The 15,646-nt window shown below is 38.9% G+C and carries 13 protein-coding genes; 4 read left to right on the forward strand and 9 right to left on the reverse strand.

The window, feature by feature from the left end; genetic code table 11:
* Nucleotides 1-114: 114 nt before the first annotated feature.
* The 3 genes from FD725_RS18810 to alaS all read right to left on the reverse strand — a co-directional run bounded on the left by FD725_RS18810 (nucleotide 115) and on the right by alaS (nucleotide 4,901).
* Entirely contained in the window at nucleotides 115-759 is a 645-nt protein-coding gene (locus FD725_RS18810) for a Uma2 family endonuclease (protein WP_179049554.1), read from the reverse strand.
* Between the two features lie 265 nt (nucleotides 760-1,024).
* On the reverse strand, nucleotides 1,025-1,966 hold the full coding sequence (locus tag FD725_RS18815; RefSeq protein WP_179049555.1) for a Dam family site-specific DNA-(adenine-N6)-methyltransferase: 942 nt from the start codon (nucleotides 1,964-1,966) through the stop codon (nucleotides 1,025-1,027).
* 292 nt (nucleotides 1,967-2,258) lie between these two features.
* On the reverse strand, nucleotides 2,259-4,901 hold the full coding sequence (gene alaS, locus FD725_RS18820; RefSeq protein WP_179049556.1) for an alanine--tRNA ligase: 2,643 nt from the start codon (nucleotides 4,899-4,901) through the stop codon (nucleotides 2,259-2,261).
* Nucleotides 4,902-5,179: 278 nt separating this feature from the next.
* Here alaS and FD725_RS18825 point away from each other — a divergent pair, with 278 nt between their 5' ends.
* Complete coding sequence (locus FD725_RS18825; protein WP_179049557.1) at nucleotides 5,180-5,380, forward strand: heavy-metal-associated domain-containing protein; 201 nt, start codon at nucleotides 5,180-5,182, stop codon at nucleotides 5,378-5,380.
* An 882-nt stretch (nucleotides 5,381-6,262) separates the two neighbouring features.
* The gene (locus FD725_RS18830; protein WP_179049558.1) at nucleotides 6,263-7,282 is read left to right on the forward strand and encodes a GGDEF domain-containing protein; all 1,020 of its coding nucleotides are present in this window, start codon (nucleotides 6,263-6,265) and stop codon (nucleotides 7,280-7,282) included.
* Nucleotides 7,283-7,323: 41 nt separating this feature from the next.
* Here the strand turns inward: FD725_RS18830 and FD725_RS18835 are convergent, their stop codons facing one another.
* Nucleotides 7,324-8,022 (reverse strand): ATP-dependent Zn protease, encoded by a 699-nt coding sequence (locus FD725_RS18835; RefSeq protein ID WP_179051587.1) that lies wholly within the window; start codon nucleotides 8,020-8,022, stop codon nucleotides 7,324-7,326.
* Nucleotides 8,023-8,509: 487 nt separating this feature from the next.
* On the opposite strand from FD725_RS18835, the gene FD725_RS18840 reads away from it, so the two are divergent.
* Nucleotides 8,510-9,688 carry a DUF4336 domain-containing protein gene (locus tag FD725_RS18840; protein WP_179049559.1) on the forward strand — a complete coding sequence of 393 codons (1,179 nt, stop codon included), beginning with the start codon at nucleotides 8,510-8,512 and terminating at the stop codon, nucleotides 9,686-9,688.
* 86 nt (nucleotides 9,689-9,774) lie between these two features.
* Here FD725_RS18840 and FD725_RS18845 read toward each other — a convergent pair whose 3' ends face one another.
* Both FD725_RS18845 and FD725_RS18850 read right to left on the reverse strand, forming a co-directional pair.
* Nucleotides 9,775-10,248, reverse strand: a complete 474-nt coding sequence (locus FD725_RS18845) for a hypothetical protein (protein WP_179049560.1) — start codon at nucleotides 10,246-10,248, stop codon at nucleotides 9,775-9,777.
* A 518-nt stretch (nucleotides 10,249-10,766) separates the two neighbouring features.
* Nucleotides 10,767-11,672 (reverse strand): metallophosphoesterase, encoded by a 906-nt coding sequence (locus tag FD725_RS18850; protein ID WP_179049561.1) that lies wholly within the window; start codon nucleotides 11,670-11,672, stop codon nucleotides 10,767-10,769.
* Between the two features lie 27 nt (nucleotides 11,673-11,699).
* Between FD725_RS18850 and FD725_RS18855 the strand changes: the two genes are divergently transcribed.
* Nucleotides 11,700-12,614 (forward strand): hypothetical protein, encoded by a 915-nt coding sequence (locus FD725_RS18855; RefSeq protein WP_179049562.1) that lies wholly within the window; start codon nucleotides 11,700-11,702, stop codon nucleotides 12,612-12,614.
* Between the two features lie 75 nt (nucleotides 12,615-12,689).
* On the opposite strand, the gene FD725_RS18860 is transcribed toward FD725_RS18855, so the two are convergent.
* The 3 genes from FD725_RS18860 to FD725_RS18870 all read right to left on the reverse strand — a co-directional run bounded on the left by FD725_RS18860 (nucleotide 12,690) and on the right by FD725_RS18870 (nucleotide 15,642).
* Nucleotides 12,690-14,147 carry a sensor histidine kinase gene (locus FD725_RS18860; RefSeq protein ID WP_179049563.1) on the reverse strand — a complete coding sequence of 486 codons (1,458 nt, stop codon included), beginning with the start codon at nucleotides 14,145-14,147 and terminating at the stop codon, nucleotides 12,690-12,692.
* 16 nt (nucleotides 14,148-14,163) lie between these two features.
* Complete coding sequence (locus tag FD725_RS18865) at nucleotides 14,164-14,715, reverse strand: heme NO-binding domain-containing protein (RefSeq protein WP_179049564.1); 552 nt, start codon at nucleotides 14,713-14,715, stop codon at nucleotides 14,164-14,166.
* Between the two features lie 210 nt (nucleotides 14,716-14,925).
* A complete protein-coding gene (locus FD725_RS18870) occupies nucleotides 14,926-15,642 on the reverse strand; it encodes a TenA family transcriptional regulator (RefSeq protein WP_179049565.1) in 717 nt (238 codons plus the stop codon).
* Nucleotides 15,643-15,646: the final 4 nt, after the last annotated feature.

Here is a 15,646-nt window from a genome sequence, read left to right on the forward strand (position 1 = left end):
AGCTATAGTACTTTTCCTAAAAGGCAATGGTCAAAATCAAGTTTTTTTTTGGACTATTGACTATTGACTATTGACAAAAAAGCCAGAAAATTTAGTCACACTGCGTAAGTTCTGTTAACTAACGATTTGTTCTCGTACCCAGCTTCTAAATGCTTTCATGGTCGCATTTCTCCCCTCGGTTTTGCTCCTCATCAAATATTCAGGAATCACCTGAGAAATAGGGAGATGAGGAAAAATAGCACTTTTATTAGTTTCTATATATTTATCTTCAACCAACACATTAATTTCTAGCTTGTTCCCATTCCATCGCCATAATTCTGGTACTTTTAAAGCTTGATAATTATTAAAACGAGTGCGAGAGGTAATATCAATTTCAATAGCTAAATCAGGAGGCGGATCAATTGACAAATTAATTCTGTTTTTACCTCTAACTCTAGCTTCATTTTGAATATAAAAACAATCATCTGGTTCTACACCAGCATTCATACTTTCTTTGTCAAAAGTTGTAGAACCTAAACTCCAAAATTCAATATCAAGTTCTTCTAGTAAGATTTCTACTAAATTTCCAATGATTTTTTTACTGACTTCATGCTCTGGTAATGGAGCCATTATTTCTACTACCCCTTGACTGTAAGATACTCTAGAATTACGATTATCTCCCAAATCTGCCAAAATATGTTTGTATCCTGACCAGGATATATCTTTAATCAATAACTGATGACCAGCAGGTACAATTAACTGGTTGAATTTTAGTAACATAACTTTTTTACGCTAGTATAAGAATAGTAAATTGTCTAATTCAATTGTAGTGCGATCGCATCTTATAAGCTATCTGTGCCATTACTCTTTATACGTCTGATGTGAATTATAAATATCAACGCAATATCGAGGATTTCGCGCTTGGTAGAGACGTTGCAATGCAACGTCTCTACACGAGAATGCGTGGTTTCAACGTCTAATACACATTAGGCGTTTTATATAAAGTTGTATAACTGGATAATATTAATAATAACTATTTAATTCTCTAATAATTCATGATTAGTAATTCACTTATTGAGCTTCGCTTTAAGGCATTGCTATTTATATTTCTTTTAGCCTTGACTTTTTCTATCCTATAGCTAGCATAGGCTACCTCAAAGAAAGTATCATTTATATTTTCATTTTTTGGATCAGAATTACTCAATAGTAGTAAAGCTTCTTTTGCATCTAGTTTTTTAAAAAAATCCCGCAATCTTAATTGTTCAACATCATTGAATGATTTTTGTGAATATGAATTAAAGGAAGATGTATTACTAATTGGTCTATACGGAGGATCAAAATACACAAAAGTATGTTTATCTACCAAATGTTCACAATGACTAAAATCACCATGATAAATATGGGTTTTTTGCAGAATTTGAGCCACAGATTTCAAGTTAATTGGGTCACATATTCCAGGATTTTTATATTTGCCTACTGGTACATTGAAATTACCTTGAGAATTTACACGAAAAAGTCCGTTAAAACAAGCTTTATTTAAAAATATCAGTTGAGCAGTTCGTTCTAGCCACTCAGAATTATAGTTTTGTAAATCTATAGATTTTTTTCTTTGATTAAAATGAGTTCTTATATTGTAAAAATACTTATTTCTGGCAATATCATCAAGTAACAAAAACTCTTTCTCTATCTCTGACAAGAGTCCAATTAAATCATTAACATTATGTTGAATAGTCTTATATGCTATGACTAATTCTTCATTGATATCAGAGATAAATAATTCGGGAATTTGATATTGAGATGCGATATAGAAAAAAACTGCACCACCTCCAATAAAAGGTTCTACATATTTTTTGATTGAGCCATCTAATAATTGATGTGGAAAAAAGTTATTCATCTGCTCAATTAGCTGATTTTTGCCACCAGCCCATTTGAGAAAGGGTTTTGGATGTGTGGGAAATGATGAAAATTTGGGAAATGTTGATAGCATTGATTTTATTTAAATAAACGTGAGTTCGACAAGTCTTTTTTGACCTCTCCCCCAGCCCCTCTCCGACGCGGAGAGGGGAGCAAAGAGCATCACATATCAACGAAAAATCAAGCTTTTAAAGCCTATCTCCTTTTAGGGGAGAGGTTTGGAGAGGGGTTTTTCAGTCGTCGAACTCACGTTAAATAAGCATATCAGGTACTTTAATATAGTACATTTGCATCAAAAAAATGGTTCATCTTCAAAATTTAGGTATTTTATACCAGGGCAGGTATCGTACCTGCCCTATAAGAAGTTAACTCAATGCAGACTTTAACTCACTCTCCGCCTGTGCCAAAGCTGATGGTAACTTACTGGCATCACGCCCACCGGCTTGGGCTAGATTTGGTCTACCGCCGCCGCCACCACCGCAGATTTTAGCGATCGCCCCAATAAATTTCCCGGCTTGTAAGCCTTTCTTGTTGACTTCTGGACTAAAAGCTGCTATTAAACTTACCTTATCGGCTTCGGGAACAGAACCCAACACTACTGCACCATTACCGAGTTTTTGGAGTAAGCGTTCGGCAGCACTTTTCAATGATTCGGGGTCAACGTCTGCTAACTCGGCAACTATGATTTTATAGTCACCTATCGTATCTGCTGTTTGTAGTAGGCTGTCCGATTTAGCGATCGCCAATTGTCCTTTGAGTGTTTCCAATTGCTTCTCGGCGGTGCGTAGTTCAGTTTGCAGAGTGGTAATTCTCTCTGGTAGTTCTTCGGGTTTGACTTTAAAGCGATCGCTTAAATCCTTGACTACTTTATCCCGCACATTCAAGTAATCCAGCACCGCCGCACCAGAGACTGCTTCAATTCGGCGTACCCCAGAGGCAACACCAGCTTCAGTGATAATCTTAAATACGCCAATCTCCGCAGTATTACTGACATGAGTGCCACCGCATAGTTCCATCGAAACGCTGGGGAAATCAATCACACGCACCTCATCCCCGTATTTTTCCCCAAACATGGCTACAGCCCCCCTAGCTTTTGCTTCGGCTAAAGGTAGTACCTCTACTTTGGCAGCATGGGCTTCAGAAATCCATGTGTTCACCTGTTCCTCAATTTCTTGTACTTCTTGGATTGTCAAAGCGCGAGGACAGTTGAAGTCAAACCGCAACCTGTCAAAAGACACAAGAGAACCAGCCTGAGAAATACCATCATCGACAATTTTCTTTAACGCAGCTTGCAATAAGTGCGTTGCAGTATGGTTAGCTTGGGCGCGACGACGACAAGCACGATCAATTTGGGCTGTGACTTGATCACCTACACGCAGCGTTCCCCGTTCAATCCGTCCGAAGTGGACAAAAAAGTCAGATTCTTTTTTCACATCTTCCACACGGACAAGGACACCATCGCCGGAGATATAACCGCGATCGCCAATTTGCCCCCCAGATTCAGCATAAAATGGGGTTTGGTTGAGGATAATTTGCACCTCTGTCCCAGCTTCTGCGGCTTCTTGAGAAATCCCCTCTACTAGTAATACTTCCACTTGTGCTGTTGTCGCCGCTTGGGTATAACCGATAAATTCGGTGGCGTGGATGTGTTCTGCTAGTTTGTCTAAAGAACCTTGCACAGTTAAATCGATGCTTTCATGGGCATCTCTACCCCGTTCTTTTTGGATTTCCATCTCCCTCTCGAATTCCTCAACATCAACTGTGAGGTTGTTTTCCTCAGCAATTTCTTGAGTTAATTCCAGAGGGAAGCCATAGGTATCGTAAAGTTTAAAGGCATTTTTGCCACTGATTTGGGTTTGTCCTTGCGGCTTCAGTTCTTGGATGATTTCTTCTAAGAGTTTTTCGCCTCGATCTAAAGTTTTCAGGAAATTGGCTTCTTCCCGTGCTAATTCAGCTTTAATTGCGGCTTCTCGTTGGCGGACATGGGGATATGCAGATTCTGCAAGAGCGATCGCTGTTTCTGCCACCTGGGTAATGAATTCCCCAGAAATCCCGATTAATCTGCCATGACGCACCACCCGCCGAATTAATCGCCGTAACACATAACCTCGTCCCACATTGGAGGCGCGGATTTCATCAGCAATCATGTGAACCACGGAACGCACATGATCACCAATGACTTTGAGAGAAACTTTGGTATTTTCGTCACTCTTATAATAATCAATCCCAGCAATGTTAGCTGCTGTTTGAATAATCGGGAAAATTAAGTCAGTTTCGTAATTATTCGGTACTTGTTGGAGGATTTGCGTCATTCTCTCCAAACCCATGCCAGTATCAATATTCTGATTTTGCAGTGGTGTTAAATTCCCTGCCGCATCCCGGTTATACTGCATGAATACGAGGTTATAAAACTCGATAAACCGGGTATCATCTTCTAAATCAATATTTTCATCCCCTCGTTCTGGGTGAAAGTCGTAATAAATCTCCGAACAAGGGCCACAGGGGCCTGTAGGGCCAGATGCCCAAAAGTTATCATCTGCACCCATGCGCTTAATTCTGGCTGTTGATACACCAATTTGATCACGCCAAATTGCGTAAGCTTCATCATCTTCCTCAAAGACGCTAACTACTAAGCGTTCTTGGGGTAAGCCAAAAACTTGTGTCGAGATTTCCCAACCCCAAGCGATCGCTTGTTCTTTAAAATAGTCACCAAAGCTGAAGTTACCCAGCATTTCAAAGAAAGTTTGATGGCGTTTGGTGCGTCCGACATTTTCTATATCGTTGGTACGGATGCACTTTTGAGAAGTTGTCGCCCGTTTAAATTCTGGTGTGCGCTGCCCTAAGAATATCGGTTTAAATGGTAGCATCCCCGCGATCGTCAGCAGCACAGTTGGATCTTCTGGCACGAGAGAGGCACTTGGCAGAATCTGGTGTCCTCGTTGGGCATAGAAGTTGAGGAATCGGGTACGAATTTCGTTACCACTGAGGTGCTGGGGGTTTGAAGACATGGGAAAAAATAGCAAGTAATGTTAACTCTGGACTGGAGATTGAAGACTGGGAAAAAGTCATTCCCCATCTTCAACAAGATGTGGATCTACTAAGTGTATTTTCATAAGTAGCTTCATTATATTTTTGCATTTTGTTTGCCCTTGCTGCCAGCAGCCCTAAATTGTCAGTGGTTATTCTGTATCTCTATGTGTAGAATTTTTCAATTACCTATCTTTAGTCAGAGGGATAACAACTAGGTATTAGCTAAATTAATTTTCAGTAAATACTTAGGTGAATCATGGCTTTAAAGTTAAAAATCCCTAATATCGTCTCTGATGACTGTGCAGATAAAATCATTGAGTCTGTTCATGTGATGGAACCAGATGCTCTTGTCAATGTCAATGTTGAAGATAAAACTGTCATCGTCGAATCCCAAGCATCTGAAGAGTCTATTAAACAAGTAATCATGGCAGCAGGTTATTCCATAGAAGGGTATTGATTACCATCTCCATTTTGCACCAAAGCAAATACATCATCTAGCCATATCCAAGATGCTGAATTTTAGTCTTTAGATGTATTGACAAGAAAAATACGTAAGGATTCAGGAGTCAGAATAGTTCAAATTCTCATATTTGATGAGTAAGCTAATATTCTTAAACCCTGATTTATTCTGACTTCTGAGTCCTGAGTGCTGAATTCTTACCAAAATACTATTAGACTTGACTAATTAAGTTTCATAGTATTTTTCTTTTTTATATAGGAATCATATTTTATTAGTCTTATGCTGCCATTTCTGGAACATGAATTTGCTAATTCATCAAAATTCATTATTTTGCTATCAATATACCTGTTTATGCTGAAAATAACTATTTTGTCTGTGAAATCCCTGATGCAGTCTCAAGTATACGAAAAAACACGCATATTTTTTCTGCTGGAAATATATTTTTTTAAAAAATATTTAGTTGTTTTTACTGAAAATACCAAATTAGTCAAATAATTATCATTTTTATCTGGTTAAATACTAGGAAATTTTTCTGTGATGTAACAGTATGAATATAATCTCGAACTTGACTGATGATTTTCAATATTAAATACCTGGAAAATACAGTATTTCCGTAAGATTTGGGTTAATTTTTCCGTATTTACACTGTTTCTAAAAAAACCTAAATTCAGTACAGATTAATTACAAGAACTTGTCTTTATATAGTCTTTATCAATCTCATGAAATGTATTAAGAGGATATTAAAATTAGTAAGTATTGGTACATTTAGAGCTAAAAATATACAAATATAGATAAGGTCTCCATCATCAGAGACAATATATGTATGAATCGTCAAGATATCAGTGTAATTCGGCTACACAAAAGGCAAAAAATAAAGCAATGAAGATGACCATTCTGGTCTTTGGAAGTAGTAATTTTCTCGGAAAACTTCCCGATCAGATCCGTGATGAAACTACCTTTAATTTGGAAGTCATTACTGATTTTCGTCAGGCAGTGTCGCAAATTCAAATTGCATCACCCGATGTCATAATTGTGCAGGCAAGTCTCAAAGGCAGTCTAGAACTGTGTGGCTGGTTGAAAGAACAGATTCAGCTGTCTTGCATACATTGCATTTTGGTGGAAGATCGTCTCCAACAACTAGCAAATAAAAGCCAACAAGGCTGGGAATGGGAATTTGAGATGACAGCTACCGCGCTTCATCAAGGTGCAGATGCTTATATCTGGCAGTTACCAGCAGCAACAGATGATATCTTTACGGATATATCGCCAACTCACAGCTTAATATTAGGTCAGTTAACAGTTGGATTACGTAAAGCGCAAAAGTACCGTGATTTGATGGAGAAAAATGATATTTTATCCGCGATCGCTCTAGCCGACTCGTTAACAGACTGGAACAATCGCCGTGCTTTAGAATGGGATCTACCGAGGCAAATCACCAAAGCTCGCAATCAAAATATTCCTTTGAGTTTGATTATTCTCGACGTAGACTATTTTAAAAGAGTCAACGATCAGCATGGGCATTTGGTAGGCGATCGCCTTTTACAATTGCTGTGTATGCGTCTACGTCATAACCTCCGTTCTCAAGACACACCATTTCGTTACGGTGGTGAGGAGTTTGTGGTCGTTTTAGCTCATACCACCGGTGAAGAAGCACTGAAGGTAGGCGATCGCCTCAATCGTTTAGTCAGTGAGCAACCGTTTAGCATTAATAGTAAACTTATCTTGAATGTTACTATTAGCTTGGGCGTTGCTTGTCTAGAAGCTAATGATGACGAAGCAGGCATGAGTTTGTTACACCGTGCAGATCAATGTCTTTTAGCCGCCAAAGCCGGAGGACGTAATCAAGTTCTGGGTTGGAACCAATTATCTCAACTCTCATCTTTAGAGGCAGTTTCGTAATTCGTCATATTGCTATCTTATGAAGTTCCTGATTACATTAACTACACTCTAGCCCCTAAAACACTTTTGGCATTAGCGATCGCTTCTTGGCAATCTGTAACAGAAGCCTTTTGTTGTATGGCTTGAACTAACGCCTCATAACTAGACCAATTTTCTTGCAACAGGTTTTTGGCTTGGAGAGTATGAAACCTTTGCTTTTGCTGACAAACTGACTCAGAAAAACCCAAAACTTTTAACATCGCTGCTAATTTATTTTTATCGTCGTTACCACCCTCAGCCCCCTCAAAGACCAAAGTTTCCGCCGCAATTCCCGCCATACAAATAGTACAGTAGCGCTCCAACATCTGCGGGCTAATTTGACCCTGTGCCAATTCTGCTAATAATTCCCGATCATCAAAAGTTACACCACCTTGTCCTGGCTGTCCTTTTCTCCAAGCTTCCCAAGCACTCAGAGTGTAGCCTGTCACAGGAATACCCAGTAAATGAGCTACAAGAAAGTGTCCCGCTTCATGGTGGATAATGCGATCGCGGTATTGTGGTGAAAACCTCGCAATCAAATCTAGGAGAATAGTCCCGCCCTTACCTTGCAAGCTGAAACTATCAAAAGTCGCTATCCCCAAAATTGTAAACGTAGCGATCGCCGGAATTGTCGGTGACAAATTAACAAACGGCCCCAACAAAGACGACATAGTCATCAAAAAAATAGATATTGCAATCAGATTTAAAGCTGTTTGACTCATCATAATTCGTCATACCCTACGGAAAGCACGCTAAATGATTTGTGATTTTTGATACCACTGGTTTAGAGCAAGCTAGCTAATTGAGGACTCTATAACTGCTGCTATCTCCCAGCAAAAAATATTTTTTAAATTTGATATTATTTCGGATGTTTTATTATATCTTAATCTTTCTTAATTAGATTAACGAATGTCCCCCATACAAAGTTTTTCAGCTACATAAGTACATAAGTTAAGTACGAACAGCCATTCATCCCTACAATCCCACATACCTCGCCAAATTAAAATCTACCGTACACAGCATTTCTCACTTCAGCAAGGTACATTTCGTTGAGGTTGTACCATTTCACGTTAATCATGATACACATAAATTATGTAAATACGTTGCAATGCAACGTCTCTACAGTTTATTCATATGATCAGGAACTGCCATAACCTAGATCAAGAAATGACCAATCACCAATCACCAATCCCCAATGACTATTGACCAATGACTAAAAACAAAGACTGGTCATGGCCATTTTGGCCTGTCTTACCACTTTATCCTTACGGTAAAAGGCGGACACTTTGCCGAGAAATTGTTCAGGATACAATCTGGACATTCGATCAGCTTCATGGCATTCTCTACACCATAGTGCCAATTCGGATGACTGTCATCAAGCTAGATGCAGGCGGACTCTTAATTTATGCACCTGTAGCGCCAACTGATGAATGTGTGCGCTTGGTAAACGAGTTAGTAGCCAAGCACGGTGATGTGAAGTACATTGTTCTACCAACTAGTTCTGGCTTAGAACATAAGATTTTTGTCGGCCCTTTTGCGAGAAAATTTCCTCAAGCTCAGGTATTTGTTGCCCCTCACCAATGGAGTTTCCCGTTTAACTTACCTCTGAGTTGGTTAGGTTTTCCCCAAAAACGTACCCAAGTTTTACCAGCAGCTAGCTCTCAAGCGCCTTTTGCTGATGATTTCGATTATCAGGTGTTAGATATCAATTTAGGCAAAGGATCTTTTGTGGAAGTGGCTTTTTTTCACAGGCGATCGCATACTCTATTAGTAACTGACTCTGTATTATCCGTAACCGCAGAACCACCCGCCATTTTTCACTTAGATCCTTACCCTTTACTATTTCACTCCAGAGAAAATGCTCAACAAATCATTGAGGATAATCCAGCTAATCGTCGCCAAGGATGGCAGCGTATTTCACTATTTGCGATCTACTTTCGTCCCAGTGCTTTAGAATTAACTGGATTAGGGCAGATGTGGCGTGATGCACTCCAAGCACCAGATCGCTCACCAAAGGCATACTGGGGATTTTTCCCTTTTCGCTGGCAACAAAATTGGCAACAGTCATTTACTACTTTATCTGGCAATGGACGACCATTTGTCGCACCAATTCTGCAAATTCTCATTCTTCCCCAAGACCCAACCCAAGTACTTAATTGGTCTGATCAAGTGGCAAAATGGGATTTTCAGCAGATTATTTCCTGTCATTTTGATGCACCATTTCCATCCACTCCAGAGCAATTTTGTCAAGCTTTCAATTTTTTAGCCAAAAATTCTGCTAACCCTAGTCACCAACCTCTTTCCATAGAAGATATGCACTTTATCAGAGAACTAGAGGCTAATCTCCTCAAAAGCGGCATCGCCAAAAACAGAGTTATAGCAGAATAATAAACAAGAGATAAAAGTTAAAAACCCAGTTGCCGAATGAAACTGGGTTAATACATCTATACTAAATTAATGAAAGTATTTTTGATCTAATCTATAAAGCCCATCAAACCTTCAGAATCATCAATCTCATTTGATGCTACAGGACGATTGCCCATTGTCGAGTAACTGCGGGAAACTACCAATCCACTAGAAGCAATGGGACGAATTCCTGAAAGATTGATGCTGTCAACCACATGAATCGCGTTCGCAGCGATGGGACGAATACCCATCACATTGAATGTTTCAACTACTTGCAAATTACTGGTGCTAATCGGACGTAGCCCAGCAATTGAGACTGTCTCAGCTACTTGCAAATCACTACTAGCAATAGGACGGATGCCAGCAATGGCTAGTGTGCCATGAACTTCTTGCTTGTTGGATGCTTCTGCTGACGCTTCAGTGCTTTGCTCTTTATTTGAGCTATTACCCTTGTTATTTTCTACTTCCACTGTTGTTTCTCCTTTGAGCTTGGCACGTCTTTGTCGAGGACTGACCGCTTTGCCATTACTGCTGATGGTCATATTAAACACCTCTAGTTTATTAACTTTACTTTACAATACTTAAGGAAAAATGAAATTAATTCCTATATTTTTAAGTTTAACTCTAAATAACCTTGCATATATATAAGTATCTTCAAAAGTGACACATAAGTAAACTGAAATAGTGAAAATTTGTAAAATAAGATTGCTGATTGAAAAAAAACCAGAGGTGAAGGGCTAGAGAATATCAATAATCTCTGTGAAATTACGTTAGTAGCTTTAACTTTTTTTACTGCTACTTCATCAGACACAACAATCTATCTCTGTATTGGAAATTTGGATTTGAGCCTAACACTCACATTATACAGAGATAAATAATGTAGTAAATTTATCTATAATCAACAGTGATTTCAGCTTGCCTGGGCGACTAGAAGTCGCGGCTATACAGACAAAACCCACCTACGTGGGTTGAAAATACTTGAGCTTTCATCAGTCCACGGAGGCGAACTTTGTTTGTGTAGTAGCAAATTATATTCGCCCCATACTTTTCCAACATCCGCTTAAAGCCTAGTTTTTAAGCTAATAACACCGCCATCAAAGACTTTATGATTAGTAGCGATCGCACTCAACTCTATTCTGTCTGGATACACCTCATACGCAGCAAAACTTAAATCGCTGGTAGAATACTCTGTCCACTGGGAACGTCCGACAGGACGATTACCTGCACCTGCACCACAAATTAAATAAGTTGTGCCATCAATGACACTAGTACGTTCATAACTATGTTCATGTCCATTGATGTAAAGTTGTACACCATACTTTTGAAATAAGGGCGTGAAAGTTTTAATAAAATCTGGATTGCTCCCATACACACCCGATGAATAAATCGGATGATGACCAAATACTACTTTCCAAGGAGCCTTGCTACTACTTAGTTCTTTTTCCAACCAAGATAGCTGGTTTGTCCAGTCAGCATTACTGTTAGTATCAAGAGCAAAAAATTGGATGCTATCCCGACTAAATGTATAATAACGCTGACCGTTCATATTAAAGCCAGCATAACGGATTTGTGGCTCACCATTCTCCGTCCGAATATCGTGATTACCTAAACAAGCTTGAAATTTCACACCCCGTTTGAGCAAATCCTGATAAGGACGTTCAAACACTGCTTTGATTTTGCTAATTTCGCCATTATTGTAAATATTATCACCAGCTAAAACTACCAGATCATATGGATTGCGCTGATGATAAAGTGTCATGGCTCTGGCTACAGCATACTGTCCTTTTGCGCCAGTCCCAGTATCAGCTACAGACACAAAACGTAAGATTAAGTCTTTCTTTGGTGTTGCGGCGGTAGCAAAATCTGGACTACGACTATTGAAAAAAGCCAATTTTCCCACTACTAATCCAGAACCAAAAGCGCTGAGGCTACTTAAAAATAAAAATTGCCGACGGTTGATTTTCATAATTTACTTACAGCCACTATCCATGAAATGATACAAGACAATTCCCCTGAACCCCAAAATAATCAGCCGGAACCGACAGTTACGCCTCCCGCAAGAAGTGTTCAGCCTGTTTGGAAATCGACTATGATCCAAATTTTGCGGGGGACAATAGGCATTTTAGAAACAACTGTAGAAAAGTTGGAGACAGCACCCTCACCGAGTACTGGAGATACTCCTAGTTTTTTACAGCAGTTGTCATCGAGATGGAGTAGATTCTTACTGAAAAGTCGTGCTTTCATCCCATCGAATTTGTCAACTAAGTTATCAGATACAGCTTTGACAGGTATCATTGCTGGTATTGCCGTAATTTTGGTGTGGACAACCACCAGTATTTTCACCAATAAACCTACAGAAGTTGCTACAGTTCCTCCAGTTGAAGAAATTCCCACACCAACACCGACAATAACCACTCAACCAGAACCAGCACCAACAGCAGAAATTACACCAGAACCATCACCAACAACAGAAGTCTCCCCAGAACCAGCAACACAACTTCCACCACCAGAACCGGAACCAACACCAACCCCAACCCCAGTATTAACACCAGAACAAACATTAATTGCAGCCATCGAAAAGCAACTGAGAGAAATTAGTGATGATCTCCAGTCGGCTGAGAGCGATCGCCTACAACGCACCGGAGAGCCAAATATCCCTCCTGGGCTGATAAAATCGATTCAAGCCAATTTCCGCACCAGTAGCCTCACCATCAAAATCAATGACGACTGGTACACCCTCAAAGAGTCCCAGCAAAATAATTTAGCATCACAGATCCTCCAACGCTCTCAAGAACTAGATTTTTCCCATCTAGAAATGATTGATTCCCAAGATAGATTAATAGCCCGTAACCCCGTTATCGGTGACGAGATGATTATTTTACAACGCCGAACCAGAATAAAACCCTGATTCCTATCACCAATCACTAATTCCCAATCACCAATCCCCAATCACCAATCCCCAATCACCTTATCCCAAAATTATTTACGCCGACTTATTTACATTGACTGGTTGAACATAATTCACTTCTTGATAGCTCATGGATAAAGGAATTTGAATCCAAAACTCAGTTCCTTGTCCAAGAATAGATTCGCATTTCAATATGCCCCTATGCTTTTCCACTACAATTTGATAGCTAATAGATAAACCTAATCCTGTTCCCTTACCTACAGGCTTAGTTGTAAAAAATGGGTCAAATAATTTTTCTTTTACGGCTTCTGTCATTCCTGTCCCATTATCCGCAATCCGAATTACAACATAATTATCCTCTAAAACTTCTGTGGTAATCGTAATTTTACTAGGATGAGACTTAATTTCTTGAATAGAACGGTGATCATCATAACCATCTATGGCATCAATTGCATTACTAATAATATTCATAAATACTTGGTTGAGTTGACTAGGATAACAATTTACCAAAGGAATTTTGCCATATTTCTTGACTATTTCAATTCCCAAATTATCGTTTATTCGCTTCATTCTATTATGTAAAATCAGCAAAGTACTATCTATTCCCTGATGAATATCAACATTTTTAATCTCTGCTTCATCAAGACGAGAGAAGTTTCGTAATGATAATACAATCTCAGTAATTCGTTCAGTGCCTACTTCCATAGAATGAATGATTCTAGGTAAATCATCCATCACAAAATCTAAGTCAATAGCTTGGATATGATTTTGAATTTCACTCTCAGGATGATCATAATAATTCTGATAGAGATGCACAAGTTTTAACAAATCCTGAGTATAATCATTAATATATTTTAAATTCCCATAAATAAAATTAACTGGGTTATTAATTTCGTGAGCAACTCCAGCCACCAATCTTCCCAAACTAGACATTTTTTCAGCCTGAACTAATTGAGCTTGGGTTTGTTGTAGTTCGCTCAGTGATTTTTTTAATGTTTTAGCTTGCATTTGGGCAATTTTAGTGAGACGTTCTCTCACTTCCAGCGCATTTTGCAACTCTGCTCGTTGCTGAGTTAGTTCTACTGTTAATTTTTCAGTATCAGCTAAAGCACTGTTTTTAGCTTGTAGTAAAAAAAGAAAATCCGCAATTGGATCATGAATTGCAAAGTCTTTTAATTTAATACCAAGAGGAGCGAGGCTAGCCATATCAGTAATCCAAGGAGAGCCTAGAAAAAATATGACATCTTGCTCCTGTTGATATATCATTTGACCCTTAAGGTGCATTCCATTAGGGATAAACTCCAAAATAAAAAGAGAGCGAGACTTTTTATAAATGGCATCGAAATCAACGGAAATATTTGGCCGATTGATCAAAAAATGCTGGTCAATTTGATTACCAACCAGCAATTCAGAACTAATGCGTTCTAAAACATCACCAGCCTGGATAATTTCCCGTTTCCGATTAAATACAAAATGGAATGGAAAAGCCTTCGCAAATAATTCTGGTGTCAGACTCAGGTGAGGAGGAAGCATAGCATAGATACAGCATTTAGCGGGGTTTATATTTAACTAAAAATTCATCATGTTCAGCGCCATCATCTCGATACTGAGTTTGAGTAATATCAACTTCTGTATCAAACTTGGTTCCTAATCCCTTGACTAAACCAACAATCATCGGAGACAATCCTTCTCGGCTAGAGCGATAGTGCAAGTTCAGATGATTTTCCTCGATATCACTACATTCAAATGATGGAGGTTCTAGTTTAGGAAAGCTAATACCTACACGAGCATGAAGATTGTCGAGATTTTCGAGAAATTCTGGTAGTGTATCTCCACTCATATCCATCATTTCCCCATAACCTTCTTCAGATGTATACTGTACCCAGAATTCTCCAAAAGCTTGCATAACCTCTGTCGGAGATAATCCTAAAACAACACTGGCAGCTTTTACCAGCTTATGTGTAAGATCATCAGGATAGCCTTCCATACTGATGAAAACATCCACATCTACTTCTGCTTTCTGCTTGATTTCCCGCCAAATATCCTCACCAAAGCGACTACATACCATATCCTGAATCGCTTTATTGACTAATCCATACATAAAAGCCTTCCTTGTTGCGCTTAATTATCATTAATAACATCAACTAATGTTCAAAAATTCTCGGTAAGACAACGGTTATTCACCTTGGACACTTTCACCGTAGTCATACTGAGAATCTAAAAACTGGTATAATTAGGTCGTCTCTTATGTATTTAAAGCTACGCTTAAATATACAACAACCGTATTTATACTCTTTATCTTCACATTAGTCTATGCGTCAGCAAGCAGTAATGAATTAGGAAACCAGTTGTGTTGAGAAATTTGACGCTGAATTCCGTTAAAGAATTGGACACGCGCATCCATTGCTTCAATAATGGCTAGCTTGACTTTAATTTCTTCTTCATGAGTAATTCGAGGTTCAATAACTGCTGCTAATTTTGCTGCATGACTATCATCTACATCAATATGAACTTCAAAAAAGATCAGGGATTCTTTAGGTAAAGGAGCGCTACCGATAATTCCTGTATACAGTTGGGTGTATAAAGAACTCACAATCCCCTCGGAAGCATAACAGACTGTACCCAGGGCAGCTAAATAGCCATACTGAGAGGGTATTCTCAAGTAAGTTTCAATTAAAGCTAAAGTTTCTGGTGCAGTAGGTATGGCTGCGAGAGTTTTGTCATCAATACCCAGCGCACGAGTAAACTGACGAAACAACTCTGGATGAGATTGGCGGATATCTCCTTGTCCCATTTCATCAAATAGATTTTCCAAGATGACTAACTGCGCTGCTTCATCCTGACAACAAGATAAGATGCTAGCCAGAATCCGATTAAATTCTTTGGAAAACTTGTACATTTGTACAGCTAGTATCTGTACATCTGATAAGCATAAATTGCCGTCACGGCAGCGCATTAAAAACTCATGCTGCCACAAAGGATGATCATCCGTGATTTCACGGAAGGAATTTTTGATTAGAGAATTCATCTTT

It is taken from the genome of Nostoc sp. TCL26-01, assembly GCF_013393945.1.
Lineage (GTDB): Bacteria > Cyanobacteriota > Cyanobacteriia > Cyanobacteriales > Nostocaceae > Trichormus.

Bases quoted from the DNA above. Each gene is read 5' to 3' on its own strand.
- FD725_RS18810 (WP_179049554.1), bottom strand. From the start codon at position 759: ATGTTACTAAAATTCAACCAGTTAATTGTACCTGCTGGTCATCAGTTA.
- FD725_RS18815 (WP_179049555.1), bottom strand. From the start codon at position 1,966: ATGCTATCAACATTTCCCAAATTTTCATCATTTCCCACACATCCAAAA.
- alaS (WP_179049556.1), bottom strand. From the start codon at position 4,901: ATGTCTTCAAACCCCCAGCACCTCAGTGGTAACGAAATTCGTACCCGA.
- FD725_RS18825 (WP_179049557.1), top strand. From the start codon at position 5,180: ATGGCTTTAAAGTTAAAAATCCCTAATATCGTCTCTGATGACTGTGCA.
- FD725_RS18830 (WP_179049558.1), top strand. From the start codon at position 6,263: ATGAAGATGACCATTCTGGTCTTTGGAAGTAGTAATTTTCTCGGAAAA.
- FD725_RS18835 (WP_179051587.1), bottom strand. From the start codon at position 8,022: ATGAGTCAAACAGCTTTAAATCTGATTGCAATATCTATTTTTTTGATG.
- FD725_RS18840 (WP_179049559.1), top strand. From the start codon at position 8,510: ATGACTAAAAACAAAGACTGGTCATGGCCATTTTGGCCTGTCTTACCA.
- FD725_RS18845 (WP_179049560.1), bottom strand. From the start codon at position 10,248: ATGACCATCAGCAGTAATGGCAAAGCGGTCAGTCCTCGACAAAGACGT.
- FD725_RS18850 (WP_179049561.1), bottom strand. From the start codon at position 11,672: ATGAAAATCAACCGTCGGCAATTTTTATTTTTAAGTAGCCTCAGCGCT.
- FD725_RS18855 (WP_179049562.1), top strand. From the start codon at position 11,700: ATGATACAAGACAATTCCCCTGAACCCCAAAATAATCAGCCGGAACCG.
- FD725_RS18860 (WP_179049563.1), bottom strand. From the start codon at position 14,147: ATGCTTCCTCCTCACCTGAGTCTGACACCAGAATTATTTGCGAAGGCT.
- FD725_RS18865 (WP_179049564.1), bottom strand. From the start codon at position 14,715: ATGTATGGATTAGTCAATAAAGCGATTCAGGATATGGTATGTAGTCGC.
- FD725_RS18870 (WP_179049565.1), bottom strand. From the start codon at position 15,642: ATGAATTCTCTAATCAAAAATTCCTTCCGTGAAATCACGGATGATCAT.